The 23,411-nt window shown below is 64.3% G+C and carries 27 protein-coding genes; 17 read left to right on the forward strand and 10 right to left on the reverse strand.

What is annotated here, in order from left to right:
- The first annotated feature begins 21 nt into the window (after positions 1-21).
- The 8 genes from proC to APH25_RS01340 all read left to right on the forward strand — a co-directional run bounded on the left by proC (position 22) and on the right by APH25_RS01340 (position 5,853).
- Positions 22-840 carry a pyrroline-5-carboxylate reductase gene (proC, locus tag APH25_RS01305; protein WP_060480813.1) on the forward strand — a complete coding sequence of 273 codons (819 nt, stop codon included), beginning with the start codon at positions 22-24 and terminating at the stop codon, positions 838-840.
- Between the two features lie 10 nt (positions 841-850).
- Entirely contained in the window at positions 851-1,441 is a 591-nt protein-coding gene (locus APH25_RS01310) for a YggT family protein (RefSeq protein ID WP_060480814.1), read from the forward strand.
- An 88-nt stretch (positions 1,442-1,529) separates the two neighbouring features.
- On the forward strand, positions 1,530-2,669 hold the full coding sequence (locus tag APH25_RS01315; protein WP_060480815.1) for a homoserine O-acetyltransferase: 1,140 nt from the start codon (positions 1,530-1,532) through the stop codon (positions 2,667-2,669).
- A gap of 7 nt (positions 2,670-2,676) precedes the next feature.
- Positions 2,677-3,297 carry a methionine biosynthesis protein MetW gene (metW, locus tag APH25_RS01320; protein ID WP_028632047.1) on the forward strand — a complete coding sequence of 207 codons (621 nt, stop codon included), beginning with the start codon at positions 2,677-2,679 and terminating at the stop codon, positions 3,295-3,297.
- Between the two features lie 20 nt (positions 3,298-3,317).
- Positions 3,318-3,752, forward strand: a complete 435-nt coding sequence (locus tag APH25_RS01325; protein ID WP_028632048.1) for a DUF4426 domain-containing protein — start codon at positions 3,318-3,320, stop codon at positions 3,750-3,752.
- A complete protein-coding gene (rdgB, locus tag APH25_RS01330) occupies positions 3,749-4,345 on the forward strand; it encodes an RdgB/HAM1 family non-canonical purine NTP pyrophosphatase (protein ID WP_028632049.1) in 597 nt (198 codons plus the stop codon). Before APH25_RS01325 ends, rdgB begins: the two co-directional genes overlap by 4 nt.
- Positions 4,342-5,517, forward strand: coding sequence for a radical SAM family heme chaperone HemW (gene hemW / locus APH25_RS01335; protein WP_060480816.1), 1,176 nt, complete (start codon positions 4,342-4,344; stop codon positions 5,515-5,517). The genes rdgB and hemW overlap by 4 nt, the downstream gene beginning before the upstream one ends.
- A gap of 9 nt (positions 5,518-5,526) precedes the next feature.
- Positions 5,527-5,853: a DUF3392 family protein gene (locus tag APH25_RS01340; RefSeq protein ID WP_060480817.1), complete on the forward strand. Its 327-nt coding sequence runs from the start codon at positions 5,527-5,529 to the stop codon at positions 5,851-5,853.
- A 28-nt stretch (positions 5,854-5,881) separates the two neighbouring features.
- Here the strand turns inward: APH25_RS01340 and trmB are convergent, their stop codons facing one another.
- The 4 genes from trmB to APH25_RS01360 all read right to left on the reverse strand — a co-directional run bounded on the left by trmB (position 5,882) and on the right by APH25_RS01360 (position 8,136).
- Complete coding sequence (trmB, locus tag APH25_RS01345) at positions 5,882-6,604, reverse strand: tRNA (guanosine(46)-N7)-methyltransferase TrmB (RefSeq protein WP_060480818.1); 723 nt, start codon at positions 6,602-6,604, stop codon at positions 5,882-5,884.
- Positions 6,605-6,613: 9 nt separating this feature from the next.
- Positions 6,614-7,408 carry a thiazole synthase gene (locus APH25_RS01350; RefSeq protein ID WP_028632053.1) on the reverse strand — a complete coding sequence of 265 codons (795 nt, stop codon included), beginning with the start codon at positions 7,406-7,408 and terminating at the stop codon, positions 6,614-6,616.
- A 53-nt stretch (positions 7,409-7,461) separates the two neighbouring features.
- The gene (gene thiS, locus APH25_RS01355) at positions 7,462-7,662 is read right to left on the reverse strand and encodes a sulfur carrier protein ThiS (RefSeq protein WP_028632054.1); all 201 of its coding nucleotides are present in this window, start codon (positions 7,660-7,662) and stop codon (positions 7,462-7,464) included.
- Positions 7,663-7,764: 102 nt separating this feature from the next.
- A complete protein-coding gene (locus tag APH25_RS01360; protein ID WP_060480819.1) occupies positions 7,765-8,136 on the reverse strand; it encodes a DUF423 domain-containing protein in 372 nt (123 codons plus the stop codon).
- 64 nt (positions 8,137-8,200) lie between these two features.
- Between APH25_RS01360 and mtgA the strand changes: the two genes are divergently transcribed.
- Positions 8,201-8,911: a monofunctional biosynthetic peptidoglycan transglycosylase gene (gene mtgA, locus APH25_RS01365; protein WP_060480820.1), complete on the forward strand. Its 711-nt coding sequence runs from the start codon at positions 8,201-8,203 to the stop codon at positions 8,909-8,911.
- A gap of 66 nt (positions 8,912-8,977) precedes the next feature.
- Here mtgA and rpoH read toward each other — a convergent pair whose 3' ends face one another.
- The 4 genes from rpoH to ftsY all read right to left on the reverse strand — a co-directional run bounded on the left by rpoH (position 8,978) and on the right by ftsY (position 13,131).
- Positions 8,978-9,832, reverse strand: coding sequence for an RNA polymerase sigma factor RpoH (gene rpoH / locus APH25_RS01370; protein WP_028632057.1), 855 nt, complete (start codon positions 9,830-9,832; stop codon positions 8,978-8,980).
- Between the two features lie 109 nt (positions 9,833-9,941).
- Positions 9,942-10,964, reverse strand: a complete 1,023-nt coding sequence (ftsX, locus tag APH25_RS01375; RefSeq protein ID WP_028632058.1) for a permease-like cell division protein FtsX — start codon at positions 10,962-10,964, stop codon at positions 9,942-9,944.
- Positions 10,961-11,632: a cell division ATP-binding protein FtsE gene (gene ftsE / locus APH25_RS01380; protein ID WP_028632059.1), complete on the reverse strand. Its 672-nt coding sequence runs from the start codon at positions 11,630-11,632 to the stop codon at positions 10,961-10,963. The genes ftsX and ftsE overlap by 4 nt, the downstream gene beginning before the upstream one ends.
- A 2-nt stretch (positions 11,633-11,634) precedes the next feature.
- The gene (ftsY, locus tag APH25_RS01385; RefSeq protein ID WP_060480821.1) at positions 11,635-13,131 is read right to left on the reverse strand and encodes a signal recognition particle-docking protein FtsY; all 1,497 of its coding nucleotides are present in this window, start codon (positions 13,129-13,131) and stop codon (positions 11,635-11,637) included.
- Positions 13,132-13,361: 230 nt separating this feature from the next.
- On the opposite strand from ftsY, the gene APH25_RS01390 reads away from it, so the two are divergent.
- The 6 genes from APH25_RS01390 (at position 13,362) to APH25_RS01415 (ending at position 20,666) form a co-directional block, all read left to right on the forward strand.
- Positions 13,362-14,717 (forward strand): pitrilysin family protein, encoded by a 1,356-nt coding sequence (locus APH25_RS01390; protein ID WP_028632061.1) that lies wholly within the window; start codon positions 13,362-13,364, stop codon positions 14,715-14,717.
- Positions 14,710-16,200: a pitrilysin family protein gene (locus tag APH25_RS01395; RefSeq protein WP_060480822.1), complete on the forward strand. Its 1,491-nt coding sequence runs from the start codon at positions 14,710-14,712 to the stop codon at positions 16,198-16,200. The genes APH25_RS01390 and APH25_RS01395 overlap by 8 nt, the downstream gene beginning before the upstream one ends.
- Positions 16,200-16,802, forward strand: coding sequence for a 16S rRNA (guanine(966)-N(2))-methyltransferase RsmD (rsmD, locus tag APH25_RS01400; protein WP_060480823.1), 603 nt, complete (start codon positions 16,200-16,202; stop codon positions 16,800-16,802). Before APH25_RS01395 ends, rsmD begins: the two co-directional genes overlap by 1 nt.
- A gap of 182 nt (positions 16,803-16,984) precedes the next feature.
- Positions 16,985-18,217 (forward strand): pitrilysin family protein, encoded by a 1,233-nt coding sequence (locus tag APH25_RS01405; protein ID WP_177331148.1) that lies wholly within the window; start codon positions 16,985-16,987, stop codon positions 18,215-18,217.
- Positions 18,214-19,614: a pitrilysin family protein gene (locus APH25_RS01410; protein WP_060480825.1), complete on the forward strand. Its 1,401-nt coding sequence runs from the start codon at positions 18,214-18,216 to the stop codon at positions 19,612-19,614. Before APH25_RS01405 ends, APH25_RS01410 begins: the two co-directional genes overlap by 4 nt.
- Positions 19,615-19,673: 59 nt before the next feature.
- Positions 19,674-20,666 carry a hydrolase gene (locus APH25_RS01415; protein WP_060480826.1) on the forward strand — a complete coding sequence of 331 codons (993 nt, stop codon included), beginning with the start codon at positions 19,674-19,676 and terminating at the stop codon, positions 20,664-20,666.
- A gap of 7 nt (positions 20,667-20,673) precedes the next feature.
- Here APH25_RS01415 and APH25_RS01420 read toward each other — a convergent pair whose 3' ends face one another.
- On the reverse strand, positions 20,674-21,528 hold the full coding sequence (locus APH25_RS01420; RefSeq protein ID WP_060480827.1) for a sulfurtransferase: 855 nt from the start codon (positions 21,526-21,528) through the stop codon (positions 20,674-20,676).
- Between the two features lie 205 nt (positions 21,529-21,733).
- Between APH25_RS01420 and coaD the strand changes: the two genes are divergently transcribed.
- Together coaD and APH25_RS01430 are read left to right on the forward strand one after the other, a co-directional pair.
- Positions 21,734-22,213: a pantetheine-phosphate adenylyltransferase gene (gene coaD / locus APH25_RS01425; RefSeq protein ID WP_028632068.1), complete on the forward strand. Its 480-nt coding sequence runs from the start codon at positions 21,734-21,736 to the stop codon at positions 22,211-22,213.
- A 107-nt stretch (positions 22,214-22,320) separates the two neighbouring features.
- The gene (locus tag APH25_RS01430; protein WP_028632069.1) at positions 22,321-22,572 is read left to right on the forward strand and encodes a YfhL family 4Fe-4S dicluster ferredoxin; all 252 of its coding nucleotides are present in this window, start codon (positions 22,321-22,323) and stop codon (positions 22,570-22,572) included.
- A gap of 24 nt (positions 22,573-22,596) precedes the next feature.
- Here the strand turns inward: APH25_RS01430 and mutM are convergent, their stop codons facing one another.
- Positions 22,597-23,409: a bifunctional DNA-formamidopyrimidine glycosylase/DNA-(apurinic or apyrimidinic site) lyase gene (gene mutM / locus APH25_RS01435; protein WP_028632070.1), complete on the reverse strand. Its 813-nt coding sequence runs from the start codon at positions 23,407-23,409 to the stop codon at positions 22,597-22,599.
- Positions 23,410-23,411 lie beyond the last annotated feature (2 nt).

Genomic DNA, 23,411 nt, shown 5'->3' on the forward strand with positions numbered 1-23,411 from the left:
TCTTCCCCACAAGGACCTGACATGAGCCAGACACGTATTGCCTTTATTGGCGCCGGCAACATGGCCGCCAGCCTGATCGGTGGTCTGCGTGCCCAGGGCCTGGAGGCTTCGCAGATCCGCGCCAGCGACCCTGGCGCCGACACCCGCACCCGCATCCAGGCCGATCACGGCATCGAAACCTTCGAAGACAACGCCCAGGCCATCGCTGACGCCGACGTGATCGTGCTGGCGGTCAAGCCACAAGTGATGAAAGCCGTGTGCCAGGCCCTGCAACCCAACCTGCAGGGCGGCCAGTTGATTGTGTCCATTGCTGCGGGCATTACCTGCGCAAGCCTGCAAAGCTGGCTCGGTGCCCGGCCGGTGGTGCGCTGCATGCCCAACACCCCGGCCCTGCTGCGCCAGGGCGTCAGCGGCCTGTATGCCACCCACGAGGTCTCTGCCGAGCAGCGTCAGCAGGCCGAGCAGCTGCTGTCGGCAGTGGGTACCGCGCTGTGGCTTGAGCAGGAGCAGCAACTGAACGCGGTAACGGCTGTTTCCGGCAGTGGCCCGGCGTACTTCTTCCTGCTGATTGAGGCCATGACGGCTGCAGGCGAGAAACTCGGCCTGCCCCGTGAAACCGCCTCTCAGCTGACTCTGCACACCGCACTGGGTGCCGCCCGCATGGCGGTGGCCAGCGAAGTAGATGCAGCCGAACTGCGCCGTCGCGTCACCTCGCCCGCGGGCACCACCGAGGCCGCCATCACGTCGTTCCAGGCCAGCGGTTTCGAAGCCATCGTCGAGCAGGCACTGCAGGCCGCCGCCAAGCGTTCCGCAGAGCTGGCCGAACAACTGGGCCAATAAGGAGTTTTAGATGAATGCACTGTCCGGCGCCGCGATCTTCGTGGTGCAAACCCTGGTCAGCCTGTATCTGGTGATCGTGCTGCTGCGTTTCGTGCTGCAACTGGTAAAGGCCAATTTCTACAACCCGTTGTCCCAGTTCACCGTGCGCGCCACCCAGCCACTGCTCAAACCGATTCGCCGGGTCATCCCCAGCATTGCCGGGCTGGATACCTCGTCGCTGCTGCTGGCGGTGGTCATCCAGGCGCTGCTGATGGGCTTTGTGCTGATGGTCACCTACGGCACCTTCGGTGACGTGCTGCACCTGTTGATGTGGGCCATCATCGGCATCACCTCGCTGTTCCTGAAGATCTTCTGGGTAGCGATGATCGTGATGGTGATCGTGTCGTGGGTGGCCCCCAACTCGAACAACCCGGCGGCAGAGCTTGCCTACCAGATCAGCGAGCCGGTACTGGCGCCCTTCCGCCGCATCGTGCCCAACCTGGGCGGCATGGATATTTCGCCGATCTTCGCCTTCCTGGCGATCCAGGTGATCCAGTCGTTCGTCATGCCACCGCTGGCCGCCTATGCCGGCATGCCGCAAGAGCTGTGGCGCATGATCTGACCCGGCCCACCCCCGGCAGCAAGCCTTTGCTTGCCGCTGGGGGTAGCGCTCTTTAGACTTACGCCTCCGTCAAGCGTGAGCAGGGTCGATGTCCACTGTCTTTCCCGAAGATTCCGTCGGTCTGGTAGTACCGCAAACCGCCAGGTTCGATGAACCGCTGGCCCTGGCCTGCGGCCGCTCCCTGATCAGCTATGAGCTGGTCTACGAAACCTACGGCACCCTGAACGCCAGCGCGAGCAACGCTGTGCTTATCTGCCATGCCTTGTCCGGCCACCATCACGCTGCCGGCTACCATGACGCCAGCGACCGCAAGCCGGGTTGGTGGGACAGCTGCATCGGCCCAGGCAAGCCAATCGACACCAACCGCTTCTTCGTGGTCAGCCTGAACAACCTGGGCGGCTGCAACGGCAGCACCGGGCCCAGCAGCCTCAACCCCGCCACCGGCAAGCCCTACGGTGCCGATTTCCCGGTGCTCACGGTGGAAGATTGGGTGCACAGCCAGGTGCGCCTGGCCCAGCGCCTGGGCATCGAGCAGTGGGCGGCAGTGGTCGGTGGCAGCCTGGGCGGCATGCAGGCCCTGCAGTGGACCATCACCTACCCCGAGCGCGTGCGCCACTGCGTCGACATCGCATCGGCGCCCAAGCTGTCGGCGCAGAACATTGCCTTCAACGAAGTGGCGCGCCAGGCGATTCTGACCGACCCCGAGTTCCATGGCGGTTCGTTCCAGGACCAGGGGGTGATCCCCAAACGCGGCCTGATGCTGGCGCGCATGGTCGGCCATATCACCTACCTGTCCGACGACTCGATGGGTGAGAAATTCGGCCGTGAGCTAAAAAGCGACAAACTCAACTACGACTTCCACAGTGTCGAGTTCCAGGTAGAAAGCTACCTGCGCTATCAGGGCGAAGAGTTTTCCGGTCGCTTCGATGCCAATACCTACCTGTTGATGACCAAGGCGCTGGATTATTTCGACCCTGCAGCCACCCACGGCGGCGACCTGGCGGCAACCCTGGCCGACGTCAAGGCCAACTATTGCATCATGTCGTTCACCACCGACTGGCGTTTTTCCCCTGCCCGCTCGCGGGAAATCGTCGACGCGCTGATGGCCGCCCGCAAGAACGTCTGCTACCTGGAAATCGACTCGCCCTATGGGCACGATGCTTTCCTGATCCCCACACCTCGCTACATGCAGGGTTTCTCGAACTACATGAACCGCATTGCCATCTGAGGACAGCATGAGAGCCGATCTGGAAATCATCCACGACTGGATCCCCGCCGGTAGCCGGGTCCTCGACCTGGGCTGCGGTAGCGGCGAACTGCTGGCTTCGCTGCGCGATCGCAAGCAGGTCACCGGTTACGGCCTGGAAATCGACGCCGATAATATCGCTGCGTGCGTCGCCAAGGGCGTGAATGTCATCGAGCAAGACCTGGACAAAGGCCTGGGCAACTTCGCCAGCAACAGTTTCGACGTGGTGATCATGACCCAGGCCTTGCAGGCCGTGGAATACCCCGACCGTATCCTGGACGAGATGCTGCGCGTGGGCCGCCAGTGCATCATCACCTTCCCCAACTTCGGCCATTGGCGCTGCCGCTGGTACCTGGCGACCAAAGGCCGCATGCCGGTGTCGGACTTCATGCCGTATACCTGGTACAACACGCCGAACATCCACTTCTGCACCTTCGCCGACTTCGAAGAGCTGGTGCACGAGCGCAAGGCCAAGGTGCTGGACCGCCTGGCTGTCGATAACCTGCACCGCAATGGGTGGGGTGGCCGGCTTTGGCCTAATCTTCTGGGTGAAATCGGCATCTACCGGGTCAGCAGCCCCGGCCTGCAGGAACACCAGCTCGCAGTCTGATTTTTCGGAGGGATCGCACCATGCGTCGCCTTGCACTGTTTCTCGTCAGTTTGTGTCTGGCCTTGCCGGCGGTGGCCGCCGATACTGCCCGCGCCGATCGCAAAGAGGTATTCGGCAACGTGACGGTGCACTACAGCGCCTTCACCTCGAGCATGCTCACACCCCAGGTAGCTGCGGCCACGGGCCTGGTACGCAGCAAGAACCTGGGGGTACTCACCCTGACTGCGCTCAAGGCCGGCAAACCGGCAACGGCAGTGGTCAGCGGTACGGTCAAGGACCTCACCGGGCGCAGCAGCCCCCTGTCGTTCAGGCAGGTTACCGACCAGGGCACGGTGTCGTACGTGGCCCAGTTCAAGATCGAACAGCCCGAAACCGTCACGTTCGACCTGAATGTCGAAACCGGCGGCATCGGCAACTCCTTCAGTTTCAACCAGGAAGTGTTCCCAGGCGAATGATGAATTTCCAGCAACTGGTATTGGCCAGCCATAACGCCGGCAAACTCAAGGAACTGCAAGCCATGCTCGGCCAGAGCGTGCAATTGCGGTCCATTGGCGAGTTCAGCCAGGTCGAACCGGAAGAAACCGGCCTGTCGTTCGTTGAAAACGCCATCCTCAAGGCCCGCAATGCAGCGCGCATCTCCGGCCTGCCGGCGCTGGCCGATGACTCGGGCCTGGCCGTGGACTTCCTGGGCGGGGCTCCGGGGATTTATTCGGCGCGTTATGCCAATGGCCAGGGTGACGCGGCGAACAACGCCAAGCTGCTCGAAGCGCTGAAAGACGTGCCTGAGGCCGAGCGCGGCGCCCAGTTCGTCTGCGTGCTGGCGCTGGTGCGCCACGCAGACGACCCACTGCCGATCCTGTGCGAAGGGTTGTGGCATGGCCGTATTCTGTTCCAGGCCAGCGGTGACCATGGTTTTGGCTACGATCCGCTGTTCTGGGTGCCCGAACGTGACTGCTCCAGCGCCGACCTTGCGCCCGCGGACAAGAACCAGCTTAGCCACCGCGCCCGTGCCATGGCCCTGTTGCGTCAACGTCTGGGCCTGGCATGATCCCACCGCAGTCCACCCCCTCGGCGGCAGGCTTCCAGCAACTGCCGCCGCTGTCGCTGTACATCCACATCCCCTGGTGCGTACGCAAATGCCCGTACTGCGACTTCAATTCGCATGCGGCCGGGCCTGAACTGCCGGAGGATGCCTATGTTGCGGCGCTGCTCACCGACCTTGACCAGGAGCTGGCCGCCGTACAGGGCCGCCGCATCAGCTCGATCTTCTTCGGGGGCGGCACGCCCAGCCTGTTCAGCGCCGCCGCCTTGGGCCGGCTGCTGCGCGGCGTGGAACAACGCATTGCGTTTGCACCGGACATCGAGATAACCCTGGAGGCCAACCCGGGTACGTTCGAACAGGACAAGTTCAAGGCCTACCGGCAAACGGGCATCAACCGCCTGTCCATCGGCGTGCAGAGCTTCCAGCCCGGCAAACTGGAGGCGCTGGGGCGTATCCACAACGGCGACGAAGCGGTACGCGCAGCAGGTATGGCACGCGCCGCCGGCTTCGACAACTTCAATATGGACCTGATGCACGGGCTGCCCGACCAGTCGCTGGATGATGCGCTCGGCGACCTGCGCCAGGCCATCGACCTGGGCCCGACGCACCTGTCGTGGTACCAGCTGACGGTGGAACCGAACACCGTGTTCTGGAACCAGCCGCCAGCGCTGCCCGAGGACGATATCCTCTGGGATATCCAAGAAGCCGGCCAGCACCTCATGGCCGCCAACGGCTTTGCCCAGTACGAAGTGTCCGCCTATGCCCGACCTGGCCGCGCTGCCCGGCATAACCTCAACTACTGGCGTTTTGGCGACTTCATCGGCATCGGCGCCGGCGCCCATGGCAAGCTCACCTTTGCCGATGGCCGCATTCTGCGCACCTGGAAGACGCGCCTGCCCAAGGACTACCTGAACCTGGCCAAACCGTTCAAGGCGGGGGAAAAGCTGCTGCCGGCCGCAGAACTGCCGTTCGAGTTCCTGATGAACGCCCTGCGGCTCACTGATGGCGTTGAAGCCCGGCTGTTCACCGAACGCACCGGCCTGCCCCTTGCGCAACTGGCCGAGGCCCGCCGCAGTGCCGAACAAAAGGGCCTTTTGCAGGTCGAACCGGATCGGCTGGCCGCAACGCCCCGGGGGCAGTTGTTCCTCAATGACCTGCTGCAGTATTTCTTGACCTAAGGATGACCCATGGATCTGGTACTTGATCTGCTCGCGACGGTTTCCCGCTGGAGCCGCAGCAACCTGTCAGAAATTTCGCTCGCCTTGGTGGGCTGCCTGCTGGTGCTGTTCGGCACCGACATCAAGACCTGGGTGGAGCAACGCCTGGGCAGCCTGGCAGGCGCCCTGCGGGTACCCCTGATGGCCTTGCTGGTGATGATCGGCAGCGGCGCGGCACTGATCTATGCCACGCCGTGGGTGGTGAAAGGGTTGGGCCAGTTCAACAACTATGCGCTGGCGCCCGTGTTGCTGGTGGTGCTGGTGCTGATTGGGGTGGTGGCTGATCGGCGCGGGTGAACCCGCGCCCACAGCTTGCGAAAGCCGATCAGTCGACCTTCTCGAACTTCAAGTCCCACACCCCATGCCCCAGCCGCTCGCCGCGGCGTTCGAACTTGGTGATCGGACGTTCTTCGGGGCGGGGCACATAGGTGCCATCCGCCGCGCGGTTGCGATAGCCCGGCGCGGCGTTCATCACTTCCAGCATGTACTCGGCGTAGGGCTCCCAGTCCGTCGCCATGTGGAACACCCCACCGGGCTTGAGCTTGCGGCGCACCAGCTCGGCAAACTCAAGCTGCACGATACGACGCTTGTGATGACGCGCCTTGTGCCAGGGGTCGGGGAAGAACAGCATCAGGCGGTCGAGGCTGTTGTCGGCCACGCAGCGGTTCAGCACTTCGATGGCATCGCAGTCATACACCCGCAGGTTCTGTAGCCCCTGGGTGAGCACACCGTTGAGCAGCGCACCCACACCCGGGCGGTGAACCTCTACGCCGATAAAATCCTGATCTGGCGCGGCCGCCGCCATTTCCAACAAGGAATGGCCCATGCCAAAACCGATTTCCAGCGTGCGCGGCGCCGACCGGCCAAACACCTGGTCGTAGTCCACAGGGCTGTCGGCCAGCGGCAGGATGAACTGCGGGCCGCCTTGGTCCAGGCCACGCTGCTGGCCTTCGGTCATGCGCCCGGCGCGCATCACGAAGCTCTTGATGCGACGGTGTGGGCGGGCGTCGCCGTCAGGGGTGGTCGGCGTATCGTGCGATTCAGTCATCAGGGGCTCTTACTTGATCAGACCTTCCAGCGGTGAAGACGCGCTGGCATAGAGTTTCTTGGGCATACGGCCGGCCAGGTAGGCCATGCGGCCAGCGACAATGGCATGCTTCATGGCCTCCGCCATCAGCACCGGCTGCTGGGCGTGGGCAATGGCCGAGTTCATCAGCACCGCCTCGCAGCCCATTTCCATAGCGATGGTGGCATCCGATGCGGTGCCTACACCGGCGTCGACCAGCACGGGCACCTTCGATTCCTCAAGGATGATCTGCAGGTTGTACGGGTTGCAGATGCCCAGGCCGGTGCCGATCAAGCCTGCCAGGGGCATGACCGCAATGCAGCCGGCTTCGGCGAGCTGACGGGCGATGATCGGGTCGTCGCTGGTGTAGACCATCACGTCGAAACCATCCTTGACCAGCACTTCGGCGGCCTTGAGGGTTTCGATCACGTTGGGGAACAGGGTTTTCTGGTCGGCCAGCACTTCCAGCTTGACCAGGTTGTGACCATCGAGCAGCTCACGCGCCAGGCGGCAGGTGCGCACGGCCTCGATAGCGTCATAGCAGCCTGCGGTGTTCGGCAGGATGGTATAGCGATCTGGCGGCAGCACATCGAGCAGGTTCGGCTCACCCGGGTTCTGGCCGATGTTGGTGCGGCGCACGGCAACGGTGACAATTTCGGCACCCGAGGCTTCGATGGCCAGGCGGGTTTCTTCCATGTCACGGTACTTGCCGGTGCCGACCAGCAGCCGCGACTGGAACGTACGGCCGGCCAGGGTGAAGGGCTTGTCGCTGCGAACGTTGCTCATGGTTGTTCCTCGGGAAAAGGTTGCTGGGCTTGCAGGGGGTTCGCCGGCAGCGATCAGCCGCCGCCGATGGCGTGCACCACTTCGACCTGGTCACCCTCGTGCAGCGCAGTGCTGTCGTGCTGGCTGCGCGGCACGATGTCCTGGTTGAGCTCTACCGCCACGCGGCGGCCGGCCAGGTCCAGGCGGGCCAGCAGGGCCGCGACGCTCTCGCCCGACGGCAATTCGTACGGCTCACCATTGAGTTGAATGCGCATGCTCACGGCCACCATTGTTCTTTGGGGCCCGCATTCTAGCCCCGAAAGGGCCTGCAACCCAAGGCCGCCACACGCCATTAGTCGCGATTGCGGGCCGCCCAGTCAGCCCAGCCGCCACGCGGCAAGCCCCAGGCACAGCCAGCCGGCAAGGAAGCACACACCGCCGATGGGGGTGATGATGCCGAGCTTGCCGATGCCACTGAGGGTGAGCAGGTAAAGGCTGCCGGAAAACAGCACGATACCCAGCACGAACAGGCCGCCTGCCCAACCGACAAGCCGCCCGGGCAAGTGCGCTGCCAGCAGTGCAACCCCGAACAGCGCCAGGGCATGCACCAGCTGGTAGGTCACACCGGTGTGGAAAATCGCCAGGTAATCGGCACTGAGCCTGTTCTTGAGGCCGTGCGCGGCGAAGGCGCCCAGCGCGACACCGGTAAAACCGAAAAAGGCGGCAAGCATCAGGAAGCTGCGAAGCATGGGACGACTCCTCGTATCGGGTCTGTATAATGGCCCCTTCCATCCGTACGGCCAAGCCATGCCCATGCTGCCAAACCTCTTACGTCGCCTGTACCGCGCCCTGCTCTGGTTCGCCGCCGGCAGTATCGTGCTGGTGCTGGTGTTCCGCTGGGTACCGCCACCGGGTACGGCATTGATGGTGGAGCGCAAGGTGGAGTCCTGGGTAGACGGCGAGCCCATCGACCTGCAGCGTGACTGGGTGCCGTGGGAGCGCATTTCCGATGACCTGAAAGTGGCGGTAATCGCCGGCGAGGACCAGAAATTCGCCACCCACTGGGGCTTCGACATACCCGCCATCCAAGCTGCGCTGGCCTACAACGAACGCGGGGGCGGCATCCGTGGCGCCAGCACCCTCACCCAGCAGGTGGCCAAGAACCTGTTCCTGTGGTCGGGGCGCAGTTGGTTGCGCAAGGGGCTGGAAGCGTGGTTCACGGCCCTGATGGAGCTGTTGTGGTCCAAGGAGCGCATCCTTGAGGTGTACCTGAACAGCGCCGAGTGGGGCCCAGGTGTATTCGGCGCGCAGGCTGCGGCACGCTATCACTTCGGTGTGGATGCCAGCCGCCTGAGCCGCCAGCAGGCCGCTCAGCTGGCGGCGGTGCTGCCAAGCCCGATCAAATGGAACGCGGGCCGACCCAGTGCCTATGTGGCCAGCCGCGCCGGCTGGATCAGCCGGCAGATGAGCCAGCTGGGCGGCCCCAGCTACCTGATGCAACTGAACACTTCCCGCAAGCTCTGAATACCTGCCATGAAAAAGCCGCTGTCCCTTACGGGGCAGCGGCTTTTTTTGCGACGTGAACCAGGGTTAGGCAGCGATCAACGCCTTGACCTTGTTCATCGCATTCTTCTCCAGCTGGCGAATACGCTCGGCCGATACGCTGTACTTGTCTGCCAGCTCGTGCAGGGTGGCCTTCTCTTCGGCCAGCCAGCGCTGGTACAGGATATCGCGGCTACGGTCGTCCAGGCCTTGCAGGGCCTGATGCAGGTTGCTGGTGGAGTTGTCGCTCCAGTCAGCATCCTCCAGTTGCACGGCCGGGTCGTAACGGTGGTCTTCCAGGTAGTGCGCAGGCGACTGGAAGGCACTGTCGTCATCCGCCTCGGAAGCCGGGTCGAACGCCATGTCGTGGCCGCTCAGGCGGCTTTCCATCTCGCGCACCTCCCGCGGCTCTACGCCGAGGCTTTCGGCCACCCGATGCACCTCGTCGTTGTTCAGCCACGCCAGACGCTTCTTCTGGCTGCGCAGGTTGAAGAACAGCTTGCGCTGCGCCTTGGTGGTAGCCACCTTGACGATGCGCCAGTTACGCAAGATGAACTCGTGGATCTCAGCCTTGATCCAGTGCACGGCGAACGACACCAGGCGCACGCCCATTTCGGGGTTAAAGCGCTTCACGGCCTTCATCAGGCCGACGTTACCTTCCTGCACCAGGTCAGCCTGGGCCAACCCGTAGCCTGCGTAGCTACGGGCAATGTGTACGACGAAACGCAGGTGGGCCATCACCATCTGCCGAGCGGCCTCGAGATCCTGCTCATAGTAGAGACGCTCGGCCAGATCACGCTCCTGCTCGACCGTCAGCAGCGGGATGCTGTTGACCGTGTGCACGTAGGCTTCCAGGTTTGCACCGGGTACCAGGGCATAGGCAGGTTGCAACGATGTGGTCATTCAAGAACCTCCGACTTACTAAACTCGCGCTTTTTGGGCGCTGCCTACATTGACCTGGAACCACGGTACAAGTTCCTGCGTGAACAGCACGTCAATGAGGCACAGAAAACTATCGCGGTGCCAGCTCGTTCAGGTGGCGGGCCACTGCGATCCATGCACCGATATACCCCAACAGCACCGCTCCGATCAAGAGCGACAGACCATCGGACGGCGGTACCCCGCCCAGGGCGAAGTCACTGCCGTACAGGCCGGACAAGCCAACCACGGCCTCGTTCAGCCAGCTCAAGCCAAACGCCAGGATGGCCCACGCCAGCAGGCCCGCGCCCAGCCCGTATAGGGCGCCCATGTACAGGAAGGGCCGGCGCACGTAGGCATCGGTACCGCCGACCAGCTTGATGACTTCGATCTCGATACGGCGGTTTTCGATATGTAGACGAATTGTGTTACCGATTACTAACAACAATGCAGAAATCAGCATCACCGCCAGCCCGAACACGAACCGGTCGCCCAGCTTGAGGATGGCCGCCAGGCGCTCCACCCACACCAGGTCAAGCTGGGCCACGTCAACGCGCGGCAGCTCCGACAGGCGCTGGCGCAGCGCTTCGAGGGCTGGCTTGTCGACCTCGGTAGGGGTGACCACCACCACACCGGGCAGTGGGTTATCGGGCAATTCGCGCAGGGCTTCACCCAGCCCGGACTGCTGCTGGAATTCCTGCAGTGCCTGCTCGCGGCTGACGTATTGGGCTTCGGCTACGCCGGGCATGCCCTTGATCTCATCGCGCAACGCCTCGCCATCACGGCTGTTGGCATCAAGCTTGAGGTACAGGGAAATCTGCGCCGCGCGCTGCCAGGAGCCGCCCAATTGCTCCACGTTCTTGAGCAGCAACGACAGGCCCATGGGCATGCTCAGGGCTACCGCCATCACCATGCAGGTGAAAAAGCTGCCAATCGGCTGCTTGCCCAGGCGGCGCAAGCTGTCCGCCAGGCTGGCACGGTGGCTTTCAAGCCAGGCATGCATCAGCGTGCGCAGGTCTGGCCCGTCATCGTCGGCGGTGCGTTTTTTAGGCGCTTGCGGGTCGGCCGGTTTAGGCGCCACCCGCTCGGACACCTTCGGCGTACGTGTAGTGCTCATTGCCCGGCCTCCCCATCGCCGATCAAGCGGCCGCGCTGCAGGGTCAGCATGCGGTGGCGCATTCGCGCAATCAGTGCCAGGTCGTGGCTGGCGATCAAAACGGTGGTGCCCAGCCGGTTGATGTCTTCGAACACGCCCATGATTTCTGCCGCCAGGCGCGGGTCGAGGTTACCGGTGGGTTCGTCGGCCAGCAGCAGGGCTGGCTGGTGAACGATGGCGCGGGCGATGCCCACCCGCTGCTGCTGGCCCGTGGACAAGTCCGCCGGGTACAGCTCGCCCTTGTCGGACAGCGAAACACGCTCCAGCGCGGAATCCACACGCTTGGCGATCTCGGGCTTGGACAAGCCAAGAATCTGCAGCGGCAGGGCGATGTTGTTGAAGACCGTGCGGTCGAACAGCAACTGGTGGTTCTGGAACACCACGCCGATCTGGCGGCGCAGGAACGGGATCTGCGAGTTGCTGATCTGGCCCAGGTCCTGGCCGGCCAGCATCAGCTTGCCGCTGGTGGGGCGCTCCATGGCCAGCAGCAGGCGCAGCAAGGTACTCTTGCCGGCGCCCGAATGGCCGGTGACGAACAGGAATTCGCCCCGGCGCGCCCGGAAACTCAGCTCATGCAGCCCCACATGACCATTGGGATAGCGCTTGGCAACCTGTTCGAATCGGATCATGGTCAGTCTCGCTCGGCGAACAGAGCCTTGACGAACGGCTCGGCTTCGAAGGTGCGCAGGTCATCGATACCTTCACCGACACCGATGAAGCGGATGGGCAGCTTGAACTGCTTGGCCAGGGCGAAGATCACGCCGCCCTTGGCCGTGCCGTCCAGCTTGGTCAGGGCCAGGCCGGTCAATTCGACGCTCTGGTTGAAGTACTTGGCCTGGCTGATGGCGTTCTGGCCGGTACCGGCATCGAGCACCAGCAGCACCTCGTGAGGTGCTTCGGGGTCAAGCTTGCCGATGACCCGGCGCACTTTCTTCAGCTCTTCCATCAGGTTGTCTTTGGTGTGCAGGCGGCCGGCGGTATCGGCGATCAGCACGTCGACGCCACGGGCCTTGGCAGCCTGCACGGCATCGAAAATCACCGAAGCTGAATCGGCGCCGGTGTGCTGGGCGATGACCGGGATCTTGTTGCGCTCACCCCACACCTGCAACTGCTCCACGGCTGCGGCGCGGAAGGTGTCACCGGCCGCCAGCATCACCTTTTTGCCTTCCAGTTGCAGCTTCTTGGCCAGCTTGCCGATGGTGGTGGTCTTGCCGGCGCCGTTCACGCCTACCACAAGGATCACGTAGGGCTTGTTCTGCGCCTGCACCACCAGCGGCTGCTCAACCGGCCTGAGCAGCGCAGCCAGCTCTTCCTGCAGCGACTTGTACAGCGCATCGGCGTCAGCCAGCTGCTTGCGGGCGACCTTCTGGGTCAGGTTCTGCACGATCGTGGAGGTGGCCTCCACACCCACGTCGGCCGTTAGCAGGCGGGTTTCGATTTCATCCAGCAGGTCGTCATCGATCACCTTCTTGCCCAGGAACAGGCTGGCCATGCCTTCGCCAATGCTGGCGCTGGTCTTGGACAGGCCCTGCTTGAGGCGGGCGAAGAAGCCAGGCTTCGCGGCTTCCACCTGGGCGGCCACTGCCACTTCGGCAGGCGCATCTACCTGGGTTTCAGCCACTTCGACGGCAACGGGGGCGGCAGGCTCGGGGGCCTGGCGCTCGGGGATGGCAGGCGGGGCCTTGGGTTCGAGGTCCGGCACCAGCGCCACAGGCTCTTCGGCCACGGGCAACACCAGGTTGCTGATAGGCGCGGCCTGCTCGACGGGCTGCGTGCCAGGCGCTTCGACAACTGGCTGGGCAACCGGCGCAGGCACAACGGGTGCAACCTGCTCAGGCTCCGGCACGCTGGGGGGAGCCACGGGCGCTGGCGCAGGCGGTGAAACGACCGGTGCGGGGGTGACAGGCTGCGGCGCCGGGGCAACAGGCTCGGCCGGCGCTTCCTGCGGCTGCTCGGCAACCGGGGCAGGCGCTACCGGTTCGCCAGCATGCGGCTCGGCGGACGGCGGTTCTGGGGTTTGCGGCTGTTCGGCGACAGGTTGCTGCGGCTTCTTGCGAAACCAGCTGAACAGGCCTTTCTTCTCGCTGGCCTCGGCCGGCGCTTTCTTGTCGTCGTTGGAACCAAACATGGAGACGGCTATCTCAGGGTAGCGATGGGCCAGCTATGGCGCATCGGGAATTCTTTCTACGCAGAACAGACTATCTTGAAGCCGGCTGGTTCATGCGCAACGTTTTGTCTTGATGTCCTGCAAGCCAGAACGGCGACAGGCATGGTCGCCAGGCAACCGGATCAGTATCCTAGCACCTCCTGGCCTGCCGACGCTAAACCCAGCGGGCCGCCGAACAGGTTAAACACCGTATGAATGCTCTAGCCCGCCGCGCCGCAGGCCTGTTGCTCGGCACACTGTGCCTGCCGCTCGCGGCCTTCGCCGCCGATGTGCAACCCACCCACGAATTCATCCTCGACAACGGCCTCAAAGTGGTCGTGCGTGAGGACCACCGTGCCCCGGTGGTGGTTTCGCAAATCTGGTACAAGGTTGGCTCCAGCTACGAAACCCCCGGCCAGACAGGCCTGTCCCACGCGCTTGAGCACATGATGTTCAAGGGCAGTGCCAAAATCGGCCCGGGCGAAGCCTCGCGCATCCTGCGCGACCTGGGTGCCGAAGAAAACGCCTTCACCAGTGACGACTACACCGCTTACTACCAGGTGCTGGCCCGCGACCGTCTGCCGGTGGCCCTGGAACTCGAAGCCGACCGCCTGGCCAGCCTGCGCCTGCCGGCCGACGAGTTCAGCCGTGAAATCGAGGTCATCAAGGAAGAACGCCGCCTGCGCACCGACGACCAGCCCAATGCCAAGGCATTCGAGCTGTTCCGCGCCATGGCCTACCCTGCCAGCGGCTATCACACCCCCACCATCGGCTGGATGGCCGACCTTGACCGCATGAAGGTCGAAGAGCTGCGCCACTGGTACGAGTCCTGGTACGCCCCCAACAACGCTACGCTGGTGGTGGTGGGCGATGTCACCGCCGATGAGGTGAAAGGCCTGGCGCAGAAGTACTTTGGCGCCATCCCCAAGCGCACCGTACCCGCCGCCAAGCTGCCACTGGAACTGGCCGAACCTGGCCAGCGCCAGCTGACCCTGCATGTGCGCACCCAGTTGCCCAGCCTGATCTACGGTTTCAACGTGCCGGGCCTGCCCACCGCGCAGGACCCGCGCACGGTGCATGCCCTGCGCCTGATCTCGGCGCTGCTTGACGGTGGCTACAGTGCGCGCATGCCTGCCCGCCTGGAGCGCGGCCAGGAGCTGGTGGCTGGCGCATCGTCCAGCTACAACGCCTTCACCCGCGGCGACAGCCTGTTCCTGATCTCGGCCACCCCCAACGTGCAGAAGCACAAGACCCTGGCCGACGTCGAGAAAGGCATCTGGCAATTGCTGGATGAACTCAAGACCACCCCGCCGACCGCCGAGGAACTGGAGCGGGTACGCGCCCAGGTCATTGCCGGCCTGGTCTACGACCGCGACTCCATCAGCAGCCAGGCCACCACCATTGGCCAGCTGGAAACCGTCGGCCTGTCCTGGAAGCTGATCGACAGCGAACTGGACGAGCTCAAGCGCGTCACCCCGCAGGACATCCAGAACGCCGCGCGCACCTATTTCACCCGCGAACGCCTGAGCGTTGCCCATGTACTGCCCGAGGAGTCCGCCCATGAGTGACCGCCGCGCACCACGCCCCACCCTGCTGGCCACGGGCATCCGTGCCCTGGCACTGGCGACCGTGCTGGCCGCACCGGCCCTGGCCGACCAGGCGGCCAAGCCCGATACCGCGGCGGCCCGCCCGGCCAATACGCTGCAATCGCTGGCTGAGCTCGACGGCAAGGCCCCCAGCCGTCGTCAGCTGAACATTCAGCACTGGAATACGGCCGAGGGCGCACGCGTGCTGTTCGTCGAAGCCCGCGAACTGCCCATGTTCGACCTGCGCGTAACCTTTGCCGCCGGCAGCAGCCAGGATGGCGCCACCCCCGGGGTGGCAGCTCTGACCAACGCCATGCTCAATGAAGGCGTGGCCGGCAAGGACGTGACCGCCATCGCCCAGGGCTTCGAGGGCCTGGGCGCGGACTTCGGCAATGGTTCCTACCGCGACATGGCCGTGGCCTCGCTGCGCAGCCTGAGTGCCAAGGACAAGCGCGAACCTGCACTGAAGCTGTTCACTGAGGTCGCGGGCAAGCCCACCTTCCCTGAAGAGGCCCTCAAACGCATCAAGAATCAGATGCTGGCGGGCTTCGAGTACGACAAGCAGAACCCGGGCAAAATTGCAGGCAAGGCGGTGTTCGAAAAACTCTACGGTACCCACCCCTACGCGCACCCGAGCGACGGCAGCCCTGAGAGCATCAACAGCCTTGGCCTTGCACAGTTGCGTGCCTTCCATGCCAAGGCCTATACCCCAGGCAACGCGGTCATCGCCCTGGTCGGCGACCTGAGCCGCAGCGAAGCCGAAGCCATCGCCGCCCAGGTGTCCGCCGGCCTGCCGAAAGGCCCTGCATTGCCCGCCCCGGCCCAGCCAGCCGACGCAAAGGCCGGGCTTACCCACATCGACTTCCCCTCCAAGCAAACCCACCTGATGCTGGCCGAGCTGGGCATCGACCGCCAGGACAAGGACTGGCCGGCGCTTTCGCTGGGCAACCAGATCCTGGGCGGTGGCGCGTTCGGTACGCGGCTGATGAGCGAAGTGCGGGAAAAACGTGGCCTGACTTACGGCGTGTATTCGGCGTTCAGCCCGATGCAGGTGCGCGGGCCCTTCATGATCAACCTGCAAACCCGAGCCGAGCTTAGCGAAGGGACGCTGAAGCTGGTTCAGGGTATTCTTGCCGATTACCTCAGCACGGGCCCGACCCAGCAGGAGCTGGACGACGCCAAACGTGAACTGGCCGGCAGCTTCCCGCTGTCCAATGCCAGCAACGAAAGCATCGTCGGGCAGTTGGGCGCCATTGGCTTCTACAACCTGCCACTGACCTGGCTGGAGGACTTCATGCAGCAGTCCCAGGCGCTGACCGTCGAGCAGGTCAAGGCCGCCATGAACCGGCACCTGGCCGCTGACAAGCTGGTGATCGTCACCGTCGGCCCGAACGTGCCGCAAAAGCCGTTGCCTGCCCCCACCGACAAACCCGCCGAGCCAGCCCTCGGGGTACCGGAGCACTAATGCCAAGATCCACCCCTCCCGCCCGCCCGCAGCCGGACCAAAGCAAAGGCTCGGGCCACCTGCGCATCATCGCCGGCCAGTGGCGCAGCCGGCGCCTGGCGGTGCCTGACGGCGAAGGCCTGCGCCCTACCCCCGACCGGGTACGTGAAACCCTGTTCAACTGGCTGGCGCCCTACATCGAAGGGGCACGGGTACTGGATGCCTTCACCGGCAGCGGCGCCCTGGTGCTCGAGGCCTTGTCACGCGGGGCCGAGGATGCCGTGGCGCTGGACAGCAACCCGGCCGCCATCGCCAACCTGAAAAACAACCTGGAGATTCTGCGTTGCCCAAGGGGGCAGATCCTGCAGACCGACGCCCTGCGCTACCTGCAGGCACCGGCCAAACAGCAGTTCGATGTGGTGTTCCTCGACCCGCCGTTCCACCAGCAACTGCTGGCTGAAACCTGCAACCTGCTGGAGCAGAACCAGTGGTTGCGCGAGCAGGCATGGGTGTACACCGAGAGCGAAGCGGCGCCGTCCAGCCTGCAACTGCCTGCCAGCTGGCGCCTGCACCGTGAGAAAAAAACCGGCCAGGTGCATTACGCACTGTGGCAGCGGGGCTAGTTATCTAGCGCAGGCAAGGCGCGCCATTGGCTGAAGCTGTTGGGCTTTCCAACCACCCGAGCACTTCAGCCATGCCACTACCCTCACCTGCGCCGGCCCCTCTCGAAGGGGTGCCCGAGGCACTTGCGTCTCTTGCAGCGGCCACCCCTTCCCCCGTTCAGCATTTCACCCTGGAAAACGGCTTGTCCGTTTACCTTCGCCAGCAGCACGGAACCTCGCTTGCCGCTGTGCAACTGTGGTACCACGTGGGCACCAGCCACGAACCGGCAGGCCACACCAACCTGTCACACCTGCTCGAACACCTGATCTTCGAAGGCAGCAGCAAGCTCGCGGCCGGGGATTATTCCCGCGTCGTCGCACGGCTGGGCGGCCGGGCCAATGCCAGCACCCGCCTGGATGCGACCGCTTACGAGATCTCGCTACCCGTCTCACGCTTGCCAGTGGCACTGGAGATCATGGCCGATGCCATGCACAGCGCCACCTTCGACGCCCCTGACCTGGCCCGGGCTGCCAAGGCGATCGTCGACGAACGCCGCCTCAAGCTCGATACACAGCCAGCCCAGCAAGCACTCGACCACCACCAGGCGCTGGCACACGGTCACAGCCCCTATGCAGCCCCAAGCTTCGGCACTGCGGCCGACCTGGGCAGCCTCGACCTGCAGCAACTGCGTACCTGGTACCGCACCTGGTACCGCCCGAGCAACGCCACCCTGGTGGTGGTCGGCGATATCGACCTGGCGACCCTGCGCGGGCCTGTGGACAAGTACTTTTCACCCTTGATCAGTGGGCCTGTCACAGACTGCCCGGCACCCAGGCACGACGACGCGCTACAGGCGCGCACGCACACCGTCAGCTTGCCGGGGCTCGCCCATGGCCTGTTCATGTCGTTCAACGTTCCTGGCTGCGCCACCGCACCCGACGAAACCACCACGGCGGCCCTCGAACTGATCGGAGAGCTGCTTGGCCAAGGCGCCAGCTCTTGGCTCTACAGCGAGCTGGTGCGGGACCAGCGTGTACTGACAGGTGTAAGAGTGAATTACGACCCCCTGGTACGCGGGGACACGCTGCTCACCGTTGCCGCCTACGTGAATACCACCCACGCCACCCCCGAGCAGGCCGCCGAGGCGGTGTACCAGCAAATTGACCAGCTACGCAGCCTGACGCTGCCCAGCAGTGAACTGCAGCACCTGAAGCTGGGCCTGCTGGCAAGGCGGCTATTCACCCTTGAAGACCCCGCCTCGCAGGCCGAGGGCATTGGCTCGGTAGCTGCGGCCGGTCAACCCGCCAGCCTGGTCGACAGCGAAGCAGCTCGGCTGGTGGCCATCGACGCAACCACCCTGCAACAAGTGGCCAATACCTACCTGGGGCGTGAACGCCTGACCATCACCTTCCTTCGGCCAGGAGCGCAAGCATGACGCACGAACAGTTGCCACCTCATCACCCCCTGCTTTGCCAAGGCCCCACCACAGACCCGGCATTGGCCGCGATGGCGAACCTGGAGTCCATGCAGGCGATCGAGCTCGGCAGGGCGCCCTCCGTGCAGGCGACCGCCGAGCAATGGCAAACGGCCGAGGGGACGCGAGTCAGCTTCATTGCAGCGCGGGGGCGCCCCATGATCGACCTGGTGCTGCGCTTCAGGGCCGGCAGCATGCTGGACGGTGACACCCCAGGCCTTGCAGCACTTGCCCTGTACAGCCTCGACCAAGGCACCGAAGACCTGGACGCGGCACAGTTCGCCCAACGGCTGGCAGGGCTGGGTGCATCCCTGAGCAGGAAAATCAGCGAGGACAGCACCTCCATTGCCCTGCGATGCCTGAGCATGCCCACGTTACGGGCCCAAGCCATCGGCTTGCTGACGCAAATGGTGGCCCGGCCAGCACTGCGCGAGGCTGAGGTGGCGAAGATCCGCGAACGCATAGCGTTCAATCAGGCCCGGCAAAGCCGACACCCCATTCTGCGAATGGCCAATGCCACCATGAGCCATGTGTTCCACGGCCACCCCTACGCTGCGCAGCCGGCTGCACGACCGGCTGATGACCTGGGTGCCGAGCAGGTTCGCGCCTTCCACCAGAAGGCGTACTCTGCCAACAACCTGGACATCGGCCTGGTCGGTGATGTGAGCCGCACTGAGGCCGAGCAGTTGGTAAATGTGCTGGCGCAGGCGCTACCGCAGCAGTGGGCGGCGCAAACCCCGCCCGCCCCGGCCGACCCTCTACCCCTGGTGCAACACCTGGATTTTGCTGGCAGCGCTACCCAGGCGATGCTGACCATCGCGGCCAGGGTTGCCCCCAAAGACCCGCCCTACCCTGCGCTGGTGCTGCTCACCGCTATTCTGGGGGGCAGTTACGAGGCTCGCCTTACCCAGGAACTGCGCCACCTGCGCAGCCTTACCTACGCCGTGTCGGCGTTTCTCAGGCCGCTCGATGCAACCACCCTGTTCCAGATTCATTGGGATGTAGTGCCCCAGCACCGCGACGCATCGGGTGCCCTGGTATCGGCCATGCTGAACTGCCTGCGCGAGCATGGGCCCAGCCAGGCCGAGTGTGACATGGCGGTAAACCAGATCGCCGCCCGGCTGCACCATGACCTGGCCGACCACGGCAAATTGGCCAGTGCACTTGCAACCTACAGCCACCAAGGCTTGCCGGCCGACCACCTGACTACCTACGTGGACACCCTGGCGGCGCTGACACCTGCCCACCTGCTGGAAGCCGCTCAGGTATGGCTGGGCCAGGCGCCAGAAGTGTTCGTTACCAGCGGGCCTGCCGTCGAGCAACTGCCGCTCTCGCAGCCTACGCCAGACGAGCGCTAGCCCAGGCAGGGCGGCGCGGTTCGTGGCATGCTAGGCGGGCACCTCATGAGCCGCCCAGCATGCCCAACCCTGACGCCACCTTTCGCCCCGCCACCGGCCTTTCCAATCCGCACCTGCAGACGTTGTGGGGGCCGCTGTGGCGCAAGATGCCTGACTTGCAGCGCGAGCGGGAGCGTATGTGGCTGGCCGATGGCGACTTCATCGACCTGGACTGGTACGGCCCACACCAGCCAGACGCCCCCTTGGTACTGGTGCTGCACGGCCTCACCGGCTCGTCCCAGTCACATTACGTAAAAGGCTTGCAGCAAGCCTTGCACGCCTGTGGTTGGGCCAGCGCAGCGGTGAACTGGCGTGGTTGTTCGGGTGAACCCAACCTGCTGCCACGCAGCTATCACTCCGGTGCCAGCGAAGACCTGGCTGAAGTCGTCAGCCACGTAAGGGCGCGGCGCCCACTGGCGCCCCTGTATGCGGTAGGTTACTCGCTGGGTGGCAACGTGCTGCTCAAGTACCTGGGCGAATGCGGCGCGGCCAGCCAGTTGCAGGCCGCGGTGGCGGTTTCGGTGCCGTTTCGTCTTGACCACGCCGCCGACCGCATCGCCCAGGGGTTTTCCAAGGTGTACCAGGCCCACTTCATGCGCGAGATGCTGGCCTATGTGCAGGTCAAGCAACGTCACTTCCATGACAATGCCCATCACGACCGGTTGGCAACCCTGGAACAACTGGGGCCACTGGGCAACCTGCGCACGTTCTGGGAGTTCGACGCCAAGGTCACCGCGCCACTCAACGGCTTCAGCGACGTGCACGACTACTACCGTCGGTCATCCAGCCACTTCTTCCTCAAGCAGAACTGTACGCCCACGTTGATTATCCACGCCAACGATGACCCGTTCGTTTCGACCCGGAGCCTGCCGGGCCCTGGGGACCTGGCTTCGAACACCCGGTTCGAACTGCACGGTCGAGGTGGCCATGTGGGGTTTGTGGAGGGCAGCCTGCGGCGCCCGGGGTACTACCTCGAACGCCGGATACCGCAGTGGCTGATGCAGGGCCAATGAGCCGCGATCAGCTGCCAGTCGCTACACCCCGTGCCGGGTCGTTGATCCACTCACTCCACGAGCCGGCATACAGCTTGCCTAACGGGTAACCGGCAAGCGCCAGGGCAAACAGGTTATGGCACGCCGTTACACCTGAGCCGCAGTACGCCACAACCTGCTCCGGCGCACGCCCGGCCAACTGCTGGTCAAACCGCTGCCGCAGCTGCTCCGGCGGCAGGAAACGCCCATCAGGCCCCAGGTTGTCGGTAAAGGCCGCACATTGGGCGCCAGGGATGTGCCCTGCCACCGGGTCTATCGGCTCTACCTCACCGCGAAAGCGTGGCTGCGCGCGGGCATCGAGCAGGGTCAGGTCGCTCGCACCCAGGCGCCTGGCCAGGTGCTCGGCATCAATCAGCAGCTTGCCGTCGGGTTGGCCTACAAACGCTCCCTCACGCTTGAGCGGTGGGTCGAGGCTTAATGGCAAATGGGCGGCGTGCCAGGCCTTCAGCCCCCCGTCCAGAATCGCCACGCCACTACGTTTGCCCAGCCAGGCCAGCAGCCACCAGGCCCGGGCAGCGAAAGCCCCGGGGCCATCGTCGTAAAGCACCACCTGGCTATCGTCGTCGATACCCCAGTCGCGCAGCCGCTCGGCCAGCCTGGCCGGGTCGGGCAACGGGTGCCTGCCGGTCACCCCTTTGCTGATCGGGCCGCTGAGGTCACGCTCCAGGTCGGCGAAATGGGCCCCGGCGATATGCCCTTGGGCGTAACTACGCTGGCCATAGTCCACATCTTCAAGGGCAAAGCGGCAGTCGAGGATCACCAGCCCGGGCGAGTCCAGCCGCTCGGCCAATTGCTGTGGGGTGATCAGTTGCGCAAGTGGCATGACAATCTCCTGGTAGATGACGCCAAGCCTTGCCAGGTCTGCAGGGCCTGGTTGAACGGTACATGAAATACCTGGCGATGGCGCACAAACCTCGCGCCGCAGCATGGGGAGAAGTATAGTGGCCCCAGCCGGCCACATGACTTGGCCGGGCGCAGTCGCTGCGCTACCATCCGACTCCCCAACGCACTCCAGCCAGGATGACGCGATGAACCGAGTGTTGTACCCGGGTACTTTCGACCCCATTACCAAAGGCCATGGCGATCTGGTGGAGCGCGCCTCGCGGCTGTTCGACACCGTGATCATCGCGGTGGCAGCCAGCCCCAAGAAAAACCCGCTGTTCCCACTGGAGCAACGGGTAGCGCTGGCGCGTGAGGTCACCAAGCACCTGCCCAATGTCGAAGTCATCGGCTTTTCTTCGCTCCTGGCGCACTTTGCCAAGGAACAGGGCGCCAACGTCTTTCTTCGTGGCCTGCGCGCGGTGTCCGATTTCGAGTACGAGTTCCAGCTGGCGAACATGAACCGGCAACTGGCGCCGGATGTAGAAAGCCTGTTCCTCACACCTTCTGAGCGCTACTCGTTCATTTCCTCGACCCTGGTGCGGGAAATCGCAGCGCTGGGCGGCGATATCAGCAAGTTCGTCCACCCGGCGGTGGCAGACGCGCTGACCGAGCGCTTCAAGCAGTAGCCACGCTTGCCAGTTTGTCGCGCCCGCGTGCACTGCGGGCGCGAATGCGGCACAATTGTGCCCTTGCGTTGAACATGCCCGGGCCAGGAGCCCCGGCCGGAGCCCCCATGTCTTTGATCATCACCGACGATTGCATCAATTGCGACGTCTGCGAACCCGAGTGCCCGAACGAGGCCATCTCCCAAGGCGAAGAGATCTACGTGATCGACCCCAACCTGTGCACCCAGTGCGTAGGGCACTACGATGAGCCTCAATGCCAGCAGGTATGCCCGGTAGACTGCATCCCGCTGGATGAAGCCCACCCGGAAAGCGAAGAACAGCTGATGGCCAAGTACCTCAGGATTACCGGCAAGGCCTGAGCCCGGGCGGGCAGCAGCGGGTGCTCAGCGCTGGCAGCGTGGGCAGAACACGCTGGCCCGCTGGCCCAGCTTCACATCCCGCAGTTCGGTACCGCACACCTTGCACGGCTGGCCGCCGCGCCCGTAAGCGAACAGGGTCTGCTGAAAATACCCGGGCTGGCCATCGCCGCCGATGAAATCACGCAAGGTCGTCCCGCCCTGTTCGATGGCGGCGGCCAGCACCCGCTTGATCTCGATCGCCAGTTTCAGATAACGCGCCCGCGAGATGCCACCGGCCGGCCGGCGTGGGTCGATGCCGGCGGCAAACAGCGCCTCGGTGGCGTAGATGTTGCCCACCCCCACCACCACGGCGTTGTCCATGATGAACGGTTTGACGGCCATCGACCGCCCGCGTGACAGCTGGAACAAGCGCTCACCATCGAACAGGTCGGTCAGCGGTTCAGGCCCCAGGCGCAGCAACAGCTCATGATTGAGCGGGTCCTGGCTCCAGAGCATCGCGCCAAAGCGGCGGGGGTCGGTGTAGCGCAGCATCAGGCCCGATTCCAGTTCGATATCCACGTGCTCGTGCTTGCCGGGCGGCAGACCCAGCTCGACCAACCGCAAGTTGCCTGACATGCCAAGGTGGCTGATGAGGGTGCCGACCTCGGCATTGATCAACAGGTACTTCGCCCGCCGCTCGACAGTGACGATACGTTGCCCGGACAAGCGTACGTCCAGGTCTTCCGGCACAGGCCAGCGCAGGCGCCGGTCACGCACCACCACACGGCTGACCCGCTGGCCCTCCAGGTGCGGCGCGATCCCGCGCCGGGTGGTTTCTACTTCAGGAAGTTCCGGCATGT

The organism is Pseudomonas sp. NBRC 111119 (assembly GCF_001320125.1).
Lineage (GTDB): Bacteria > Pseudomonadota > Gammaproteobacteria > Pseudomonadales > Pseudomonadaceae > Aquipseudomonas > Aquipseudomonas parafulva.

Bases quoted from the DNA above. Each gene is read 5' to 3' on its own strand.
- APH25_RS01415 (WP_060480826.1), top strand. From the start codon at position 19,674: ATGCCCAACCCTGACGCCACCTTTCGCCCCGCCACCGGCCTTTCCAAT.
- coaD (WP_028632068.1), top strand. From the start codon at position 21,734: ATGAACCGAGTGTTGTACCCGGGTACTTTCGACCCCATTACCAAAGGC.
- rpoH (WP_028632057.1), bottom strand. From the start codon at position 9,832: ATGACCACATCGTTGCAACCTGCCTATGCCCTGGTACCCGGTGCAAAC.
- thiS (WP_028632054.1), bottom strand. From the start codon at position 7,662: ATGCGCATTCAACTCAATGGTGAGCCGTACGAATTGCCGTCGGGCGAG.
- APH25_RS01395 (WP_060480822.1), top strand. From the start codon at position 14,710: ATGAGTGACCGCCGCGCACCACGCCCCACCCTGCTGGCCACGGGCATC.
- rdgB (WP_028632049.1), top strand. From the start codon at position 3,749: ATGATGAATTTCCAGCAACTGGTATTGGCCAGCCATAACGCCGGCAAA.
- APH25_RS01325 (WP_028632048.1), top strand. From the start codon at position 3,318: ATGCGTCGCCTTGCACTGTTTCTCGTCAGTTTGTGTCTGGCCTTGCCG.
- ftsE (WP_028632059.1), bottom strand. From the start codon at position 11,632: ATGATCCGATTCGAACAGGTTGCCAAGCGCTATCCCAATGGTCATGTG.
- metW (WP_028632047.1), top strand. From the start codon at position 2,677: ATGAGAGCCGATCTGGAAATCATCCACGACTGGATCCCCGCCGGTAGC.
- APH25_RS01315 (WP_060480815.1), top strand. From the start codon at position 1,530: ATGTCCACTGTCTTTCCCGAAGATTCCGTCGGTCTGGTAGTACCGCAA.
- mutM (WP_028632070.1), bottom strand. From the start codon at position 23,409: ATGCCGGAACTTCCTGAAGTAGAAACCACCCGGCGCGGGATCGCGCCG.
- trmB (WP_060480818.1), bottom strand. From the start codon at position 6,604: ATGACTGAATCGCACGATACGCCGACCACCCCTGACGGCGACGCCCGC.
- proC (WP_060480813.1), top strand. From the start codon at position 22: ATGAGCCAGACACGTATTGCCTTTATTGGCGCCGGCAACATGGCCGCC.
- APH25_RS01360 (WP_060480819.1), bottom strand. From the start codon at position 8,136: ATGCTTCGCAGCTTCCTGATGCTTGCCGCCTTTTTCGGTTTTACCGGT.
- APH25_RS01350 (WP_028632053.1), bottom strand. From the start codon at position 7,408: ATGAGCAACGTTCGCAGCGACAAGCCCTTCACCCTGGCCGGCCGTACG.
- rsmD (WP_060480823.1), top strand. From the start codon at position 16,200: ATGCCAAGATCCACCCCTCCCGCCCGCCCGCAGCCGGACCAAAGCAAA.
- hemW (WP_060480816.1), top strand. From the start codon at position 4,342: ATGATCCCACCGCAGTCCACCCCCTCGGCGGCAGGCTTCCAGCAACTG.
- APH25_RS01420 (WP_060480827.1), bottom strand. From the start codon at position 21,528: ATGCCACTTGCGCAACTGATCACCCCACAGCAATTGGCCGAGCGGCTG.
- APH25_RS01430 (WP_028632069.1), top strand. From the start codon at position 22,321: ATGTCTTTGATCATCACCGACGATTGCATCAATTGCGACGTCTGCGAA.
- APH25_RS01390 (WP_028632061.1), top strand. From the start codon at position 13,362: ATGAATGCTCTAGCCCGCCGCGCCGCAGGCCTGTTGCTCGGCACACTG.
- ftsY (WP_060480821.1), bottom strand. From the start codon at position 13,131: ATGTTTGGTTCCAACGACGACAAGAAAGCGCCGGCCGAGGCCAGCGAG.
- ftsX (WP_028632058.1), bottom strand. From the start codon at position 10,964: ATGAGCACTACACGTACGCCGAAGGTGTCCGAGCGGGTGGCGCCTAAA.
- APH25_RS01410 (WP_060480825.1), top strand. From the start codon at position 18,214: ATGACGCACGAACAGTTGCCACCTCATCACCCCCTGCTTTGCCAAGGC.
- APH25_RS01310 (WP_060480814.1), top strand. From the start codon at position 851: ATGAATGCACTGTCCGGCGCCGCGATCTTCGTGGTGCAAACCCTGGTC.
- mtgA (WP_060480820.1), top strand. From the start codon at position 8,201: ATGCTGCCAAACCTCTTACGTCGCCTGTACCGCGCCCTGCTCTGGTTC.
- APH25_RS01340 (WP_060480817.1), top strand. From the start codon at position 5,527: ATGGATCTGGTACTTGATCTGCTCGCGACGGTTTCCCGCTGGAGCCGC.